The organism is Sphingomonas colocasiae (assembly GCF_019880585.1).
In the GTDB taxonomy this organism is placed as follows: Bacteria; Pseudomonadota; Alphaproteobacteria; order Sphingomonadales; family Sphingomonadaceae; genus Sphingobium_A; species Sphingobium_A colocasiae.
In genome coordinates this window covers 28,370-44,078 of record NZ_JAINVV010000013.1, presented here as the reverse complement: position 1 = coordinate 44,078, position 15,709 = coordinate 28,370, and the positions used below count along the sequence as shown (strand labels likewise).

The 15,709-nt window shown below is 67.0% G+C and carries 10 protein-coding genes; 4 read left to right on the top strand and 6 right to left on the bottom strand.

The genetic code is table 11. The features are described from left to right. Positions 1–22 precede the first annotated feature (22 nt). Both K7G82_RS25550 and K7G82_RS25545 read right to left on the bottom strand, forming a co-directional pair. Positions 23–1,375 (bottom strand): serine hydrolase domain-containing protein, encoded by a 1,353-nt coding sequence (locus K7G82_RS25550; RefSeq protein WP_222992801.1) that lies wholly within the window; start codon positions 1,373–1,375, stop codon positions 23–25. Between the two features lie 122 nt (positions 1,376–1,497). Beyond that, positions 1,498–4,347, bottom strand: a complete 2,850-nt coding sequence (locus tag K7G82_RS25545) for a TonB-dependent receptor domain-containing protein (protein ID WP_222992800.1) — start codon at positions 4,345–4,347, stop codon at positions 1,498–1,500. A gap of 489 nt (positions 4,348–4,836) precedes the next feature. On the opposite strand from K7G82_RS25545, the gene K7G82_RS25540 reads away from it, so the two are divergent. The 4 genes from K7G82_RS25540 to tdh all read left to right on the top strand — a co-directional run bounded on the left by K7G82_RS25540 (position 4,837) and on the right by tdh (position 9,366). Further along, entirely contained in the window at positions 4,837–6,369 is a 1,533-nt protein-coding gene (locus K7G82_RS25540; RefSeq protein ID WP_222992799.1) for a M20/M25/M40 family metallo-hydrolase, read from the top strand. 78 nt (positions 6,370–6,447) lie between these two features. Continuing rightward, complete coding sequence (locus K7G82_RS25535) at positions 6,448–7,011, top strand: helix-turn-helix domain-containing protein (protein ID WP_222992798.1); 564 nt, start codon at positions 6,448–6,450, stop codon at positions 7,009–7,011. Between the two features lie 73 nt (positions 7,012–7,084). Further along, positions 7,085–8,299, top strand: coding sequence for a glycine C-acetyltransferase (locus K7G82_RS25530; RefSeq protein ID WP_222992797.1), 1,215 nt, complete (start codon positions 7,085–7,087; stop codon positions 8,297–8,299). Then, a complete protein-coding gene (gene tdh, locus K7G82_RS25525) occupies positions 8,296–9,366 on the top strand; it encodes an L-threonine 3-dehydrogenase (RefSeq protein ID WP_222992796.1) in 1,071 nt (356 codons plus the stop codon). Before K7G82_RS25530 ends, tdh begins: the two co-directional genes overlap by 4 nt. A 244-nt stretch (positions 9,367–9,610) precedes the next feature. Here the strand turns inward: tdh and K7G82_RS25520 are convergent, their stop codons facing one another. From K7G82_RS25520 to K7G82_RS25505, 4 genes are all read right to left on the bottom strand, one after another. Next, a complete protein-coding gene (locus K7G82_RS25520) occupies positions 9,611–12,793 on the bottom strand; it encodes an efflux RND transporter permease subunit (RefSeq protein WP_222992795.1) in 3,183 nt (1,060 codons plus the stop codon). 4 nt (positions 12,794–12,797) lie between these two features. Beyond that, positions 12,798–13,964 carry an efflux RND transporter periplasmic adaptor subunit gene (locus K7G82_RS25515; protein WP_222992794.1) on the bottom strand — a complete coding sequence of 389 codons (1,167 nt, stop codon included), beginning with the start codon at positions 13,962–13,964 and terminating at the stop codon, positions 12,798–12,800. 13 nt (positions 13,965–13,977) lie between these two features. Next, positions 13,978–15,297 carry a TolC family protein gene (locus K7G82_RS25510; protein ID WP_222992793.1) on the bottom strand — a complete coding sequence of 440 codons (1,320 nt, stop codon included), beginning with the start codon at positions 15,295–15,297 and terminating at the stop codon, positions 13,978–13,980. A 65-nt stretch (positions 15,298–15,362) separates the two neighbouring features. After that, the gene (locus tag K7G82_RS25505) at positions 15,363–15,707 is read right to left on the bottom strand and encodes a hypothetical protein (RefSeq protein ID WP_222992792.1); all 345 of its coding nucleotides are present in this window, start codon (positions 15,705–15,707) and stop codon (positions 15,363–15,365) included. Positions 15,708–15,709 lie beyond the last annotated feature (2 nt).

Below are 15,709 nucleotides of genomic sequence, written 5' to 3'. Positions count from 1 at the left end.
GAGCGACGCGATCGGGGCATCGTCATTGCGCCCGTACGAAATGCAGCGTGATGCGCGACGTCTCCAGGGTGAAACCGCGCGCGTCGTCGTCGGGGGTGATGCCGAACGGGCCGCTCCTGAACACGCCTTCGGCATTGCGCTTGAGCGCCAGCGGGCCGGTCTTGCCACCATTGGCGGCTTCCAGCGTCAGGTTGATCGTGTCGGCCCTGGCATCGATCACATAGGTCGCGGCGATATTGGGATTCCGGTAGCGGCCGTTGAGCGCCGATCCGTCGGAGGAGGGTTCGGTGACCGCCGGCAGCCCTTCATTGAGCGCCGCGATCACTTCGTCCGCCTTTTTCGCGGGATCGATCGCGCCGTTGTTGCAGAGGAGCGCAATGCCCATCCGCTTTTCGGGCAGGCGCCCGTACAGCGTCTTGTATCCCGCCGCGCCACCGGTGTGGTGGAACCAGTGCGGACCGATGATCAGTCCGTTGCCATAGGCGATGCCACGGCCGGAACGCACCACCGGCGCGCCGTTGGTGAACTTGCCGGGGGCCACCATCAGTCGCGTGATTTCCGGCGTCCACACCTTGTGGCCGCTATCGATGTCGCGATCCCATTTGGCGAGATCGTTGACGGTGGTGATCAGCCCGCCCGATCCGCCGAACAGCGGATATTCGTCGGCGGAGCTCACCTTGCCGTCGGCCGCGGCGACATAGCCGTGCGTCGCATTGGCATCGGCGGTGCGCTTGCCCAGCATCATGAAGCTGCGCGTCATGCCCAGGGGCTTCAGCACATTGGTGTTCACATAGGTTTCGAAGGGCTGTTTCGAAACGCGTTCGATGATTTCGGAAAGCAGCAGATAGCCGCCATTGGTGTAATCATATTGGGTGCCGGGCGTGAAGTTGGTCTCCTTCTGCCTGAGCACGCCCGCCAGCGCCTCCGCGCGGCTGGGCTCGGAGATCTTCAGCTTGCCCTCCAGCGCGAGCAGCGCCAGCGAGTCCCGGATGCCGCCGGTCATGTTGAGCAGCATCTGGACGGTGACGACGGTGCCGTAATCGGCCAGTTCCGGGATATATTTGCGAACGTCGTCGTTGAGCGAGACCTTGCCCGCGACGACGAGCTGCATCAGCGCGACGGCGGTGAACTGCTTGGAGACCGACGCGGCGTAGAATTGCGTGTCCGGCCCGATCGCGCGGCCGGTCGCGACATCGGCGGCGCCCGCATTGACCAGCTCCGCCGTCTTGCCGTCTCGGAAGATGCCCACCGCGCAGCCGGGGGCGGTGGCGGAGGGAATGCCGAGCGCCGCCGCGATGCGGCCGGGCGCACCCGGATCGGCTTGAGCGGGCGTCGCGAGCAATGCGACGAGCGGCAGCCAGGCGAAACGGATCATCGCATTACCCCCAATATGGTTTGTCGCATCGTTCTTGCGGAAAACCGTCCTCAGTTTTCCGCACGATGCTCAAAATGGTCCGGGCCGCGAATGCGGCCCGGACTGTCTTCATCGGATCATTCTCAGAACTTGAAGCGGACGCCCGCGGTGAACATCCGGCCCAGCGTGTCGTACAGCGCACGCGTGGTGCCATAGCCGCCGACGCCGGTGATCGGCGGCGTCTTGTTGAAGACGTTCTGGATCGATCCGAACAGGGCGACGCGGTTGTCGTCATTCTCGATCAGCGTCACTTCGCCCTGAAGGTCGAAATAGACGCGGCCGTTGACGCTCAGCACGTCCAGGTCCTTGGTGGTATAGGCCCGGTTGATCGCACCGCCGCCGATATAGCGGGCAGCCACGCTCAGCGTGAAACCGGGGTTCACATAGCTGACATGCGTGTTGACCTTCCAGTGCGGGTTGCCGCCCACCGCCGCGACCGTCGGCTGCTCGACGCTGCCGCCCAGCTGGGTGAGCGTGATGCCGTCGAAGATCGAGGTGTTGTCGATATAGGTGACCAGCGCCTGCAGGTTGATCCGGTCCTCACCGATCGGGAACCAGTATTGCGCCTCCACGTCGATGCCGCTCGTCTTGACCGAGGTCAGGTTGACCGGGCCGTTGAGCACGCGGGTGATGCGATCGTCGGTGCCGCCGCGGATGATCAGCGGGCAGGCCTGGGGCGACGTGCCGCTGTAGCAGCGGTCAACGATCGCCGCCGGGGTCAGCGCGATGATCGCGTTGTTCAGCTCGATCTTGTAATAGTCGACCGAGAGCTTGAGGCGCGGGATGAAAGTGGGCGTCAGCACCAGGCCGGCGGTGAAGGTGTCGGCCTTTTCAGGCGTCAGGTTGGGATTGCCCTGGTTCGCCGCGGTGACGAGATAGGTATCGTTGACGATCGGATCGAAGACGCTGAGCGCCGAGGTCGATCCCGCCTGGAACAGCTCTTCCAGGCCCGGCGCCCGAATGTCGCGCGAACGCGTGGCGCGTACGCGGATCGAATCGTTGATCGCGTAGCTGATGCCACCCTTCCAGGTGACGACGGTGCCGGAGGTGCTGTAGTCGGTGACGCGCACGGCGGCGTCGACGCTCAGATCCTTCGCCCAGCTCGTATCCTTGGCGAGCGGGACCATGACTTCGCCGAAGCCTTCCTTCACCGTCACCTTGCCCGCATAGGGAATGGTGCCGCCGCCGAAAAAGGCCTGGGCGGTGGAGATGGGATCGGACGTCGTCTTGACGCTGAGCTCGCGATATTCGCCGCCGGCCGCGATCGAGACAGGCCCGGCCCAGGTGTCGAACGGCGAGCCGCGCAACGTCATGATCGCCGATTTCTGCTTGATGTCCCACAGGCGGAAGCCGGTGCCGTTCACATAGGCGAGCGCGGCATCCGAATAGCGGTTCTCGCCGATCAGGTTCAGCGGGACGCAGCCATTGGTCGGGTCGGTCAGCGTCGAGCGGCAGATCGGATCGACCACGCCCGGCGTGCGCGGATCGTCGATCGCGTCGACGGCAAGATTATAGCGCGCGGTGATGCGGTTGTTGCTCGTGGTCGCGCGGTTCTTGGTGCGGCCGTAGCTGAAGCTGCCGTCGAGCGTCCAGCCGGCGCCCAGCTTGGCGTTGAAGCCGCCCAGCGCGTTGATCGTCTCGATATCGAGGTTGGAGACGGTGCGGGCATTGTCCAGCACGCTGCGGCCGACGGTGATCGTCGCGACATTGTTCGCCGCCAGCGTCTGGCGCAGTGCCGCGGGCAGGAAGACGTTGTCGGACCGGATGCTCATCTGGTGCGCGGAGGCGAGGCCCAGATATTCAGAGGTCACCTTGTTGTACGAGAATTCGCCGAACAGCGTGATCGCGTCGCTGGCGTCGAAGGTCAGCCGGCCGAAACCGGTATAGCGGTTGACCGGAACCGCGCCCAGGCTGTCCGCGATACCGTTGGCGCCGTCGCCGCCGACCTGGGTCGACGCGGTCACCAGCGATCCGAATGCGAAGGGAACCGCATTGCCGCTGGTGTCGAACTGGATGCCCTTCAGATAGGAGGGAAGCGCCAGGATGTTGGTGATCGCGCTGCCGTTGCCGGGGGTGAAGCTGACGCCGGTGATCACGCCGCCATAGGAGACGTTGGTCTGGCGGATATTGTCGGTCAGGATCAGCCGCGGCTCGCCATTGGCGACGGTATAGGCGGGGTTGGAGACGGTGCCGGGGTTCTTCGCGCTCCACGGGCGATCGCGCAGCCAGCGGATGCCGCCATTCTGCGACGCTTCGGCCGCGACGACCAGGTGCAGGCGATCGTCCATGAAGCTGGTGCCGTAGCTCGCCGAGGCGAGGAAGTTCTCGTAATCGCCATAGTTGGAGATGCCGCCCTGGACGCTGCCCTTGAAGCCCTTGAAACGGGAATCGATGCGCAGGTTGACGACGCCGGCGACGGCGTCCGAACCATAGGCAGCCGATGCGCCGCCGGTGACGATGTCGATCCCGTTGACCATCGCCTGCGGGATCGAGGAAATGCTGACGCCGCCCGCGGGCGTGGTCGGCACATAGCGGCGGCCGTCAACCTGGACCTGGGTGCGCTGATAGCCCAGGCCGCGCAGATCGATATAGTTGCCGGCGGCGAGGCTGCCGAGATTGACCGTGCTGGTCGGGGTCAGCGACGGGCGGACCGAAGGCATCTGGTTGATGACGTCGGCGATGTTGGGGGCGGCGACGCGGCTGAGCGTCTCGGCGCCGATCACGGTGACGGGGGTGGGGGTGTCGAAGCCGTTGCGCTGGACGAGCGAGCCGGTGACGATGATGTCGGCTTCAGGCTCAGCCTCGGCGGCCTGGGGCGCGGTCTGCGCGAGCGCGGGATGCGCCAGGCACAGCAGCGCGCTGCCGCCCGCGAGGAGCAGGAGCTTCGCGCGACGCGCGCTCCCCGAAAAAGAGTGTGAAGCAACGGCCGTCATAATCGAATCCCCCTGATTTTCTTTCGCAACGCAACATCCCTGCGACACCTGTCACAAATCCAGCACAAAGGGTTCATAGAGCCATAGCGGATAGTTATATCGATCGTCGGGTTCATCGGTCGCCGGATACGGCGGATCGGCCGAATCCTTTGCAGAAGAGGATCGCGGCTTGTCCGTTCATGCGTTGAAGTGCGCTATTTCGGCGGTGTCGGCGATGGATATATCGACCTGAATCCGCTAATATATCCCATCCCGAAAGCGCGCGGAGTCGCGGCGGGGCCATTGTTCGAACGGTAATCTGTCGCAGGCCGCCCAGCCGCGCGAGCAGATGCGTGCTGCGCTGCAAAATGGAATGCCTCTGGCATAGCCAAAGGCTATATATCGCATCAAATCGGCGATGGTGGGGCGGCAATGGCGGCTTGCCGGGTCTTTGTAATCGGCCCGCGTCATCCTATTCAGTCCATCCGCACCGCCGGAGGGAAACCCGTCATGTCCATGATCCGCCGTTTGCCGCTGTCGATAGCGGTGCTTGTCGCCGCACCCGCGTTCGCCGCGCCGGTCAAGGCCGATCCGGTTCGCCAGTATCGCATTGCCCATGAGTGGGAAATCGTGCGCGAACTCGCCGATTTCGTCGCCATTCCCAATGCCGGTCGCACCGCCGCCGAAATGGAACCCAATGTCCGTGCGCTCGATGCGATGCTCAGGCGGCGCGGCTTCACGGTCACGCGGATACAGACCGACGGCGGAAAACCGTCGATCATCGCGCGGCTCGATGTGGCGGGGGCACGACGGACCCTGGGCTTCTACGCACATTTCGACGGCCAGCCCGTCAGTCAGCCGGACTGGCGGACGCCGCCTTTCGAACCCGTTCTGCGCGCCGGCGCGGCCGTCGACGCGCCCGTCATCGATCTTGCCGGCAAGCCCGTGGCGCTTCCGCCCGAAGCGCGGCTCTATGGCCGTTCGGCCAGCGACGACAAGGCGCCGATCGTCGCGATCCTGCGCGCCATGGACGCGCTGCGCGCCGGCGGGCAGGCGCCCGCCGCCAATGTGATCCTGTTCCTGGACGGCGACGAGGAAAGCGGATCGCCCGATATCGCGGCGCAGCTTCGCGACCATGCCGGTGCGCTCAAGGCCGATCTCTGGATCCTGTGCGACGGCCCCGTCCATTCGAGCGGTGCGCAGCAGGTGATCCTGGGCGCGCGCGGCGTCGCTTCGCTCGAACTCACCGCCTATGGCCCCGCACGCGGACTGCATTCGGGCCATTATGGCAATTGGGTGCCCAATCCCGCGCTGGCGCTGGCACGCTTGCTGGCGGCGATGCGCGACGAGGATGGGGTGGTCACCATTCCCGGCTTCGAGGATGGCGTGAAGCTGGCCGATGCGGAGGAGCAGCGTCTGCTCGATGCGTTGCCCGCCGTCGAGGATGGCCTGCGCCGCGATCTGCGGATCGGCCGGACCCTGGGTTCGCCCAGGCTGATGGATGGCGTCATCCGGCCGGCGCTCAACATCCGGGGCATTTCGGCAGGCGCGGTCGGTGACAAGGCGGCGAATGTGATCCCGACCCGCGCGATGGCTTCGATCGACATGCGGCTGGTGCCGGGGCAGGTGCCCGATCATGTTCGCGCCGTCACCGAACGTTTCTTTCGCGATCAGGGCTGGTTCGTCACCGCGCGGGAACCCGATGCGGAGACATTGCTGAGCCATGTCAAGGTGCTGCGCGCCGAATGGGGGCCGGGCTATCCCGGATATCGCGCCGCCGCTTCGGCGCCGGGCACCCAGGCGGTGATCCGCGCGGTGACGCGCGCGCTGGGAAAGCCGCCGCTGGTGACGCCGATGCTCGGCGGCAGCATTCCGATGTCCGTTATAGCGGATGGGCTGGCGACGCCTGCGGTGTTGCTGCCGACCGTCAACGCCGACAACGCCCAGCATGCCGCGAACGAGAATCTCCGCCTCCGGAATCTCTGGGACGGCATCGACATGTTCGCCGCGATCCTGCGCGATTTCGATGGTGGCGGCCGGTGAGCGACAAGCCCGTTTCGGCTTGCTATGGCGCGATCATGCCATGCGATGTTTTATGCCCGCCACGGGAGGGGCGCCATCATGCCTAGCGGAGGATCGCCGCAGATCGGCCCCTATATCCATCAGCTTCGCCGGCGCCAGGGGCTGACGCTCGACGGACTCGCCAAGATATCGGGCGTGTCCAAATCGATGCTGTCGCAAATCGAGCGCGGCCAGACCAATCCCACGCTGGCGACGGTCTGGGCGCTGGCCGAGGCGCTGAAAGTCGACGTTTCCGAACTGATCGGCTTCCGTCAGCCGGAAAAGCGCGTCCGCATCGATATCGCGTCCGCAAGCTTCACGCCCGAGATCCGCACCGAGGATGGGCGCTGCCTGTTGCGCATCCTGAGTCCGGCCGACCGGGCTGACAGCCTGGAATGGTATGAACTGACCTTCGCACCGGGCGGGGCGCTCATCTCCTCGCCGCACGCGCGTGGCACGCGCGAACATCTGACGGTGCTCGAAGGTTCGCTGGAGGTGATCGCGGCGAGCGAGCGCCAGACCGTGCCGTTGGGGGCCACCGCGCGCTATCCCGCCGATGTCGAGCATGAAATCCGCAATGACGGACCGGGTGACGCGAAGGCGCTTCTGGTGGTCACGAGCTGAAATCCCGTTTCCGGGATACTAGACTCGTAATCCGTTATATTGTACTGGCCCGTCTCCAGCAGAGGAGGCGGGATTGGCGAACGACGCATTTTACGAGCGAATCGGACAGGAACTGGCCGAGATCGACGCTCAGGGGCTGACCAAGCGCGAGCGTGTGTTGCTGTCGCCGCAGGGCAGCCAGGTGCGCGTGGCCACGCCGAATGGCGAGCGCGACGTGCTCAATCTGTGCGCCAACAATTATCTGGGGCTCGCTTCCGACGCGCGCGTGATCGATGCCGCGATCCGCGCGACGCGCGACTGGGGTGCCGGGCTGGCATCGGTGCGCTTCATCTGCGGCACGCAATTGCCGCACAAGCAGCTCGAAGCGCAGATCGCGGACTATCTGGGGTTCGAGGATGCGATCCTGTTCGCCGCCGCCTTCGACGCCAATGGCGCGGTGTTCGAGCCGCTGTTCGGCCCCGAAGACTCGATCGTCTCGGATTCGCTCAACCATGCCTCGCTGATCGACGGCATCCGGCTCGCCAAGGCGCGCCGCTATCGCTTCGCCACCAACGACATGGCCGCACTGGAGGAGGCGCTGCAACAGGCGCGGCGTGAGGGATCGGGCCAGATATTGATCGTCACCGACGGCGTCTTCTCGATGGACGGCACCGTCGCCAATCTGGCGGCCATCGCCGATCTCGCCGAGCGCTATGGCGCGCTGACCCTGGTCGACGATTGCCACGCCACCGGCTTTCTGGGCGAAGGAGGGCGCGGCTCGGCGGCGTTTCGCGGCGTCGAGGGGCGGATCGACATCGTCACCGGCACCTTCGGCAAGGCGCTGGGCGGCGCGATGGGCGGCTTCGTCGCCGCGCGCCGGCCGCTGGTCGAACTGCTGCGCCAGCGCGGGCGGCCTTATCTCTTCTCCAACGCGCTCGCGCCTTCGGTGTGCGGCGCGGCGGCGGCGGCGATCGACATCGCGCGGTCGGACGAGGGCGAAAAGCTGCGGACGCAACTGACCGCCAATGCGACGCGGTTCCGCGCGGGGCTGGAAGGGCTGGGCTTCACTCTGCTGCCCGGCGAGCATCCGATCATCCCCGTGATGCTCCACGATGCGCCGCGCGCAGTGGCGCTGGCCGAGCGGCTGCTCGATCACGGCGTCTATGTGACCGCCTTTTCCTTCCCTGTGGTGCCCAAGGGGCTGGCGCGGATCCGGACGCAGATGTCGGCGGCCTTCACGTCCGAACAGGTCGACCGGGCGGTCGCCGCCTTCGGTGCGGCCGGTCGCGAACTGGGGATCGTGGCATGAGCGTCGCCATTCTCGACCGCCGCGCGGTTTCCGCGACCACGATGTTCGGTCTCGCCAAGCTGGAGGCGGCGGAGGGCGTATGGGGCACCACCGCGCCCGTGCCGACTCCGGCGGCGGATGAGGTGTTGATCCGCGTCCAGCGCACCGCGATCTGCGGCACCGACGTCCATATCTATAATTGGGACGAATGGGCGGCGCGCACCGTGCCGGTGCCGATGATCTTCGGCCATGAATTCGCGGGCGAGATCGTCGAGATCGGCGCCGCCGTCACCCGGCCGCTCCATATCGGCCAGCGCGTTTCGGGCGAGGGGCATCTGATCGATATCGACAGCGCCGCCGCGCGCGCCGGGCGTTTCCATCTCGATCCGGGCACGCAGGGCGTGGGCGTCAATCGCCAGGGGGCGTTCGCCGAATATCTGGCGATCCCGGCCTTCAACGTCGTGCCGCTGCCCGAGGATGTCAGCCTCGATATCGGCGCGCTGCTCGATCCGTTCGGCAACGCCGTCCACACTGCCCAGCAATTCGATCTGCTGGGGGAGGATGTGCTCGTCACCGGCGCGGGGCCGATCGGCATCATGGCCGCAGCCGTCGCCCGCCGTGCCGGCGCGCGCTCGGTGATCCTGACTGACGTCAACGACTATCGGCTGGATCTGGCGGCGCGCATCGCCGATATCCGCCCGGTCAATGTCGCGCGCGAGGATCTGCGCGACGTGATGGCGAAGGAAGGGATCGCCGATGGCTTCGGCGTCGCACTGGAGATGTCGGGTGCGCAGCCCGCGATCGCGCAGGCGATCGACGCGCTGATGATGGGCGGCCGGCTGGCGATGCTCGGCATCCCGTCGAGCGCGATGCACGTCGCCTGGGCGGATATCATCTTGAAGGCGATCACGATCCGCGGCGTCTATGGCCGTGAGATGTTCGAGACCTGGCGCAAGATGTTCGGCCTGATCCGCAACGGCCTCGATTTGGAGCCGCTGATCACCCACCGCTTCGCCGCGCAGGAGTTCCAGCAGGGCTTCGACGCGATGCGCTCCGGCCAGTCGGGCAAGGTGGTATTGAGCTGGTAGAATAACGACGGTGCCAAAAGTCTTGTAATACAGAAATTTACCCACTCATGTCATTCCGGCGAAAGCCGGAATCTCCTGCTCTACGTCGAAGAAGATTCCGGCTTTCGCCGGAATGACGGCCTTTTTTTGGGTCATTTGAGAAGCGGCATGGCCCTTATCTCACGACTCCCTGAAATCTCGGACAGCAATGCGCGAAAGCCGTACCCCGTCCGGTCGGAGGACCCGATCGGACGGGGTACGGCATTCACGCTGTCCGTCCGCGCAACAGCAGCCGGCTGATCGCGGGCAGCACGAACAGGGTCAGCAGCGTGGAGGTGATCAACCCCCCGATCACGACGATGGCGAGCGGCTTCTGCACCTCCGCGCCGACACCCGTCGCGATCGCCATCGGCACGAAGCCGATGGCGGGGACGATGCCCGTCATCAGCACCGCGCGCACGCGTTCCATCGTGCCGTCGATCACCGCGCGGTCGACCGGCTTGCCTGATGCGATCTGCTGGCCGATGCTCGTCATCACCACCAGCCCGTTGAGCACGGTCACGCCCGAGAGCACGATGAAGCCGACGGCGGCGGAGACCGAGAAGGGCAGGCCGGTCAGCGCCAGCGCGAAGACGCCGCCCGCCAGCGCGAGCGGGATCGCCGAATGGACGGCGGCGGCCGGTCGCACGCCGCCCAAGGCCAGGAACAGGATGCCGAAGATCGCGGCGAAGATGATCGGGATCACCAGCGACAGCCGCGCCGAGGCTGCCTGGAGATTCTCGAACTGGCCGCCCCATTCGATAAAGGCGCCCGAGGGCAACTTCACCTGTTCCGCCACCCTGGCGCGCGCTTGCGACACGAAGCTGCCGAGATCGCTGCCACGGACATTGGCCTGCACGACGATGCGCCGCTTGCCATTCTCGCGGCTGACCTGATTGAGTCCCTCCGAGAAGGAGAAGCGCGCCAGTTCGCGCAGCGGCACCGACATGCGTGCGCCACCCTCGCCGGGCAGCAGCACCGGCAATGCCCCGACCGCGTCGAGATCGTCGCGCGTCTGCGCGTCGAGCCGCACGACGATGTCGAAGCGGCGATCCCCTTCGAAGACGATGCCCGCCTCGCGGCCGCCCAGCGCTGCCGCGACGGTATCGCTGACCTCCTGCACCGACAGGCCGTAGCGCGCGATCGCATCGCGATCGAACTGGACGTCGAGCGTCGGAAAACCCTCGGTCTGCTCCACCTTGACGTCGGCGGCGCCGGGCACGGTGTTGAGGATGCCGGCGACCTGCTGGGCGACGCGGCCCATCTCCTCCAGGTCGTCGCCATAGAGCTTGATCGCGATATCGCCGCGCACGCCCGCGATCAGCTCGTTGAAGCGGAGCTGGATCGGCTGGCTGATCTCGAAGGCGTTGCCGACGAGCGGCTGCACCTTCGCTTCGACGCGGGCGATCACATCGGCCTGGCTGCTCACGCCCGCCGGCCATTGGTGACGCGGCTTGAGGATGATGAATGTGTCCGATGCGTTGGGCGGCATCGGATCGCTCGCCACCTCCGCGGTGCCGGTCTTCGAATAGATGAAAGACACTTCGGGCAATGTCGCCACCGCGCGCTCCACCTGCGCCTGCAATCTGGTCGACTGATCGAGCGAGGTGGAGGGGATGCGCAGTGCCTGCATGGCGAGATTGCCTTCGCCCAGCACCGGCATGAACTCGCTGCCCAATGTGGCGAACAGCAAGGCGGCGGCGGCGAAGATGCCCGTGCCGGCGCCGATCCATGGCCAGGGCCGCGCCACCGCCCGTTCGAGCAGCGGTGCGTAGCGATGCTTGGTCCAGGCGATCGCCTTCACATCCTTTTCGGCGACCTTGCCACGGATCAGGATCGCAACCATCGCGGGCACGAAAGTGAGCGAGGCGATGAAGGCGCCCGCCAGCGCGAGCAGCACGGTGATCGCCATCGGCGAAAAGGTCTTGCCCTCCACGCCGGTGAAGGTGAGCAGCGGCACGAAGACGAGGAAGATGATCGCCTGTCCGAACAAGGTGGGCCGCACCATCTCGCGCGAGGCTTCGAACACCTCGTGCAGCCGTTCGGGTAATGTCAGCAATCGCCCCTCATGATGCTGGCGTTCGGCGAGCCGCCTCAGGCAATTCTCGATGATGATGATCGATCCGTCGACGATCAGCCCGAAATCGAGCGCGCCCAGGCTCATCAGATTGCCCGAGACGCCGAGCATGTTCATGCCCGTGCCCATGAACAGGAAGGACAACGGAATGACCAGCGTGGCGATGATCGCGGCGCGGAAATTGCCGAGCAGCCAGAACAGGATCGCGGCGACCAGCAGTGCGCCTTCGGCCAGATTCTTCTCGACCGTGCCGATCGTGGCATCGACCAGCGTCGAACGGTCGAGCACCGTGGTCAGTGTGATGCCGGGCGGCATCGTCTTCGCGACGCTTTCCAGCTTGTCGGCGACCGAGGCTGCGACGATGCGGCTGTTGCCGTCGGCGAGCATCAGCGCGGTGCCGATCACGACTTCGCGGCCGTTCTGCGATGCGGTGCCTGTACGCAAGCCACCGCCGATCCGGACGGTTGCGACGTCGCGCACCGCCACCGCCACGCCGCCACGTGTCGCCACGGCGGCGCGACCGATCTCGTCGACCGATCGGATGCGGCCATCGGCGCGGACGAGGAACGCCTCGCCGCCGCGCTGGATGAAATTGGCGCCGACCGAGATATTGGCGCGCTCCAGCGCCTCGGCCAGCTCGCTGAACGAGATGCCATAGGTGGCGAGTTTCGCGGGATCGGGCTGGACGACGAACTGTTTTTCATAGCCGCCGATCGAATCGATGCCGGCGACGCCGCGCACCGAGCGGAGCTGCGGGCGGATCACCCAGTCCTGCACGCTACGCAGATAGCCGAGTTTCGCGACGTCGTCGGTCAGCCGCTCGCCCGACACGGTGAGATAGGATCCGTCGGGCTGGAAACCGGGCTTGCCCGCGCTGCGCGGCGCTTTTTTGTCGAAATCGACGACATACATCAGCACTTCGCCGAGCCCGGTCGAAACCGGCCCCATTTGTGGCTCGACCCCCGCCGGCAAGGTGCCCTTGGCCTGGTTGAGCCGTTCGGCCACCTGCGCGCGCGCGAAATACAGGTCACTATGATCCTCGAAGATCACGGTGACCTGGCTGAAGCCGTTGCGCGAGATCGATCGCGTGCTTTGCAGCCCCGGAATGCCCGCCATCGCGGTTTCGACCGGGAAGGTGACGAGCCGTTCCATGTCGAGCGGGCCCAGCGCCGGATCGACCGTGTTGATCTGCACCTGTTTGTTGGTGATGTCGGGAACGGCGTCGATCGGCAGCTTCATGAGCTGGAACACGCCATAGACCGCGACGAGAAGGGTGATGAACACCACCGACCAGCGAAAGCGGATCGCGGCGTCGAGAAGACGATGGATCATGGTATCAATGCTCCGCTTCGCCCTTGCCGAGTTCGGCCTTGAGCAGGAAGGCGCCGCGCGTCGCGACGGCCTGGCCGGGCTTCAGCCCGGCGACGATCTCGATGCGCCCGCCGCCGCGCTGGCCGGCGGTGACGGGAACCGCCTGGAACCCCTTGGGGTTGGCGACAAACACGACATCGCGCCCGCCGATCGATTGCACGGCTTCTTCCGGCAGGACGATGCCGCTTGCGCTTCCGGCCTTGTGCGGGGTGATGCGGACGCGTGCGCCCTGGCCGGGTATCAGCCGGCCCGCCGCCACGGGATCGAGCAGCACCGTCGCCGAACGGCTTTGCCGATCGAGGCTCGGCGTTGTCGAATGCACGGTGGCATCGACGACATTGCCGTCGGCCAGTTCGATGACCGCGCGGTCGCCGCGCATGATCCGTCCGGCATCCGACGCCGGGATCGCGGCTTCGACTTGGATGCGATCCGGATCGGAGACGCGGAAGAGTTCCGTGCCCGCCGTCACATAATTGCCGAGCTTGGCGTCGCTCCTGGTGATCCGGCCGGAGATCAGGCTGGTGACCGCGAGATGGCGGCCGCCCGCCGCACCCGCCGCCGCTGCGGTCGATCGCGCGCGCTGCAATTCGGCTTCCGCCTCCGCCAGCGCGGTCTGCGCCGCCTCCAGATCCTGCCGCGCGGTCACCCGCGCATCGAACAGGCGCTTTTCGCGGGCAAAAGCGAGCCGAGCCGCGTTGGCGCGCGCGGCGGCGCTGTTGCTGTCGGCGGTGAAGGTCGCGGCGTCGCGGCTTTCGAGCAGCGCCACGGTCTCGCCCGCGCGCACGCTGTCGCCCAGATGCTTGGTGATACGGATGATCGCACCATCGGCGCGCGCGGTGAGCGCGGCTTCGCCATCGGGAGTCGCCACCACCATCGCCTGAGCCAGGATCTCGGCGCCGAACGCGCCGTCGATGGTGCGCTGGGTGACGATGCCGGCGGCATTGGCGCGTGCCGGGTCCATCTCGACGAAACCTTCGGGATTATGATCCTCCTCGGCTTCGGGTGCCGTGGCCGTGGATGGGGCGGCAGGTGACAGCACGGCGCGGCCAAGCAACAATCCGCCCGTGCCCGCGATCAGGGCGAGGCCGGCTGCCCCGGCGATCAGCCGGGTGCGGTTCTGGGTGATATCCATCTGAATGAGATCCTTATTGGGCGGCGGCGCGCGCCAGCACGGCGCGCGCCTCCACAAGCGCGAGATGCGCGTCGATGAGCTGGGTCTGCGCGGTGGCGAACGCTTCCTGCGCGTCGAGCAGTTCGGTGAGCGGGATCCGGCCGGCGCGATAGGCGAGATCGGCCAGCCGCACGGCTTCCTCCGCCTGCGGCGCCGCCACGTCCTGCAACGCCTTGACGCGGATCAACGCCGCGTCGAACGCGGTTCCGGCATTGCCGATGCGCGCCGCCGCCTGCACGATCGCCGCGTCCCGCCCGGCTTGCGCCGCGCGGATATCGGCGCGCGCGGCGGCGATATTGCCCTGGTTGCGATCGAACAGCGCGATCGGCATCGAAAGGCTGGCGAGCAGCGCGCGATCGCCGGTCTCCTCGATCCGGCGCGCGCCGATGCCGATCGAGGGATCGATCCGCCCCTCCGCCCGGGCCTGGCGCAATCCGGATTCGGCCATCGCCAGCTCCGCCGCGGCGAGCCGGGCGTCCAGCGTCATGGCGGGGGCCACGCCCGGCGGCCTGGCCAGATCGAGCGCGCCGATCACGCGTCGCACCGCCATGTCGCTGCCCAGCAATGCGCCGAGCGACCGCCGGGCCGTTTCGTCCTCCGCCGCGGCCGTCTTCAGCGCGGCATCGGCCTGCGCGGCGTTGGCGCGGGCGCGATAGGCGCGCAGCGGTGGTTCGCGGCCCGCCGCGACCAGTTCGTCGGCGATGCGCGCCAATTCGGTGGCGCGCGCAAGGCCGGCGCGCGCGACCGCCAGTCGTGCATCTGCGGCCAGTGCCAGGCCGAACTGGCTACGCACCGATTGGGCAAGATCGGCCCGGGCGATGGCGAGCCGGACGGCCTCGGCGTGCACCGCCGCTTCCGCCACGCCGATCCGCGCGGCCCTGCGTCCACCCAGATCGAGCCGCTGGCTGAGCTGAACACTGGTTTCGGTGCCGTCGAGGCCGGCATAGGGCCCAGTGCCCGCGAAATTCTCGACGGTGACGTCGAGCTGCGGGTTGGCGCGAAGACCGGCCTGACGCAGTCGGGCCTGGCTTGCCTCGAGCGCGGCGCGGGCGGCGGCGATGGCCGGCGCGCGCGCTTCGGCCTTTTCCAGCGCGCGTTCGAGCGAGAGCGCTGCGGGCAAGGGGCCGGTGCGCAAGGCGGGAAGCGTGGCGGCCGTTGCGGGTGACGGATCGCCGGGGCCATAGGTTTGCGCTGCCGCCATCGAACAGGCGAGCAGCATCGGGGCGACGCAAAGCGCGCCGCCCAATCGGGCGAGAGCATTCGGCCCGCGGGCCGAACGCGAAATGATAGGCATTGGGAATGCTCCTGATCAGCGGGAACGGCACGGGCGCCCAGGGGCGGCCCATGCGTGCGGCTGGATCAGGCGGCGGGTGGCTGGAGCGGAGGCGCCAGTGCGCGCGAGGGCAGGGCGGGCGATGCGGCCGGCATCAGCGCGGTGCGAGCGGACAGGCCGGTATCGGCTGCGTCCACGCAGTCCACCGCGATGTCGGCGCCGCAATGGTGATGATGGCCGACATGCGAGGGCTGGTCGCCGGGCTTTGGTGCGGGCGCGTCGGACTTGTCTTCCGCTTCCGCAGCATCGCCGCCGTCATGCTCGAAGGCATGGGCGCCCAGCCCCTGATGGATATGCGCGAGCGCGGGCGCGCCGCTGCCGGCCACGAGGACGGCCAGCAACAGGACAAGGCTCAGCGCGCGGCGGAACATCA

Coding starts and splice junctions, on each gene's coding strand:
- K7G82_RS25505 (WP_222992792.1), bottom strand. CDS start 15,707: ATGTTCCGCCGCGCGCTGAGCCTTGTCCTGTTGCTGGCCGTCCTCGTG.
- K7G82_RS25540 (WP_222992799.1), top strand. CDS start 4,837: ATGTCCATGATCCGCCGTTTGCCGCTGTCGATAGCGGTGCTTGTCGCC.
- K7G82_RS25550 (WP_222992801.1), bottom strand. CDS start 1,375: ATGATCCGTTTCGCCTGGCTGCCGCTCGTCGCATTGCTCGCGACGCCC.
- K7G82_RS25535 (WP_222992798.1), top strand. CDS start 6,448: ATGCCTAGCGGAGGATCGCCGCAGATCGGCCCCTATATCCATCAGCTT.
- K7G82_RS25515 (WP_222992794.1), bottom strand. CDS start 13,964: ATGGATATCACCCAGAACCGCACCCGGCTGATCGCCGGGGCAGCCGGC.
- K7G82_RS25545 (WP_222992800.1), bottom strand. CDS start 4,347: ATGACGGCCGTTGCTTCACACTCTTTTTCGGGGAGCGCGCGTCGCGCG.
- tdh (WP_222992796.1), top strand. CDS start 8,296: ATGAGCGTCGCCATTCTCGACCGCCGCGCGGTTTCCGCGACCACGATG.
- K7G82_RS25510 (WP_222992793.1), bottom strand. CDS start 15,297: ATGCCTATCATTTCGCGTTCGGCCCGCGGGCCGAATGCTCTCGCCCGA.
- K7G82_RS25520 (WP_222992795.1), bottom strand. CDS start 12,793: ATGATCCATCGTCTTCTCGACGCCGCGATCCGCTTTCGCTGGTCGGTG.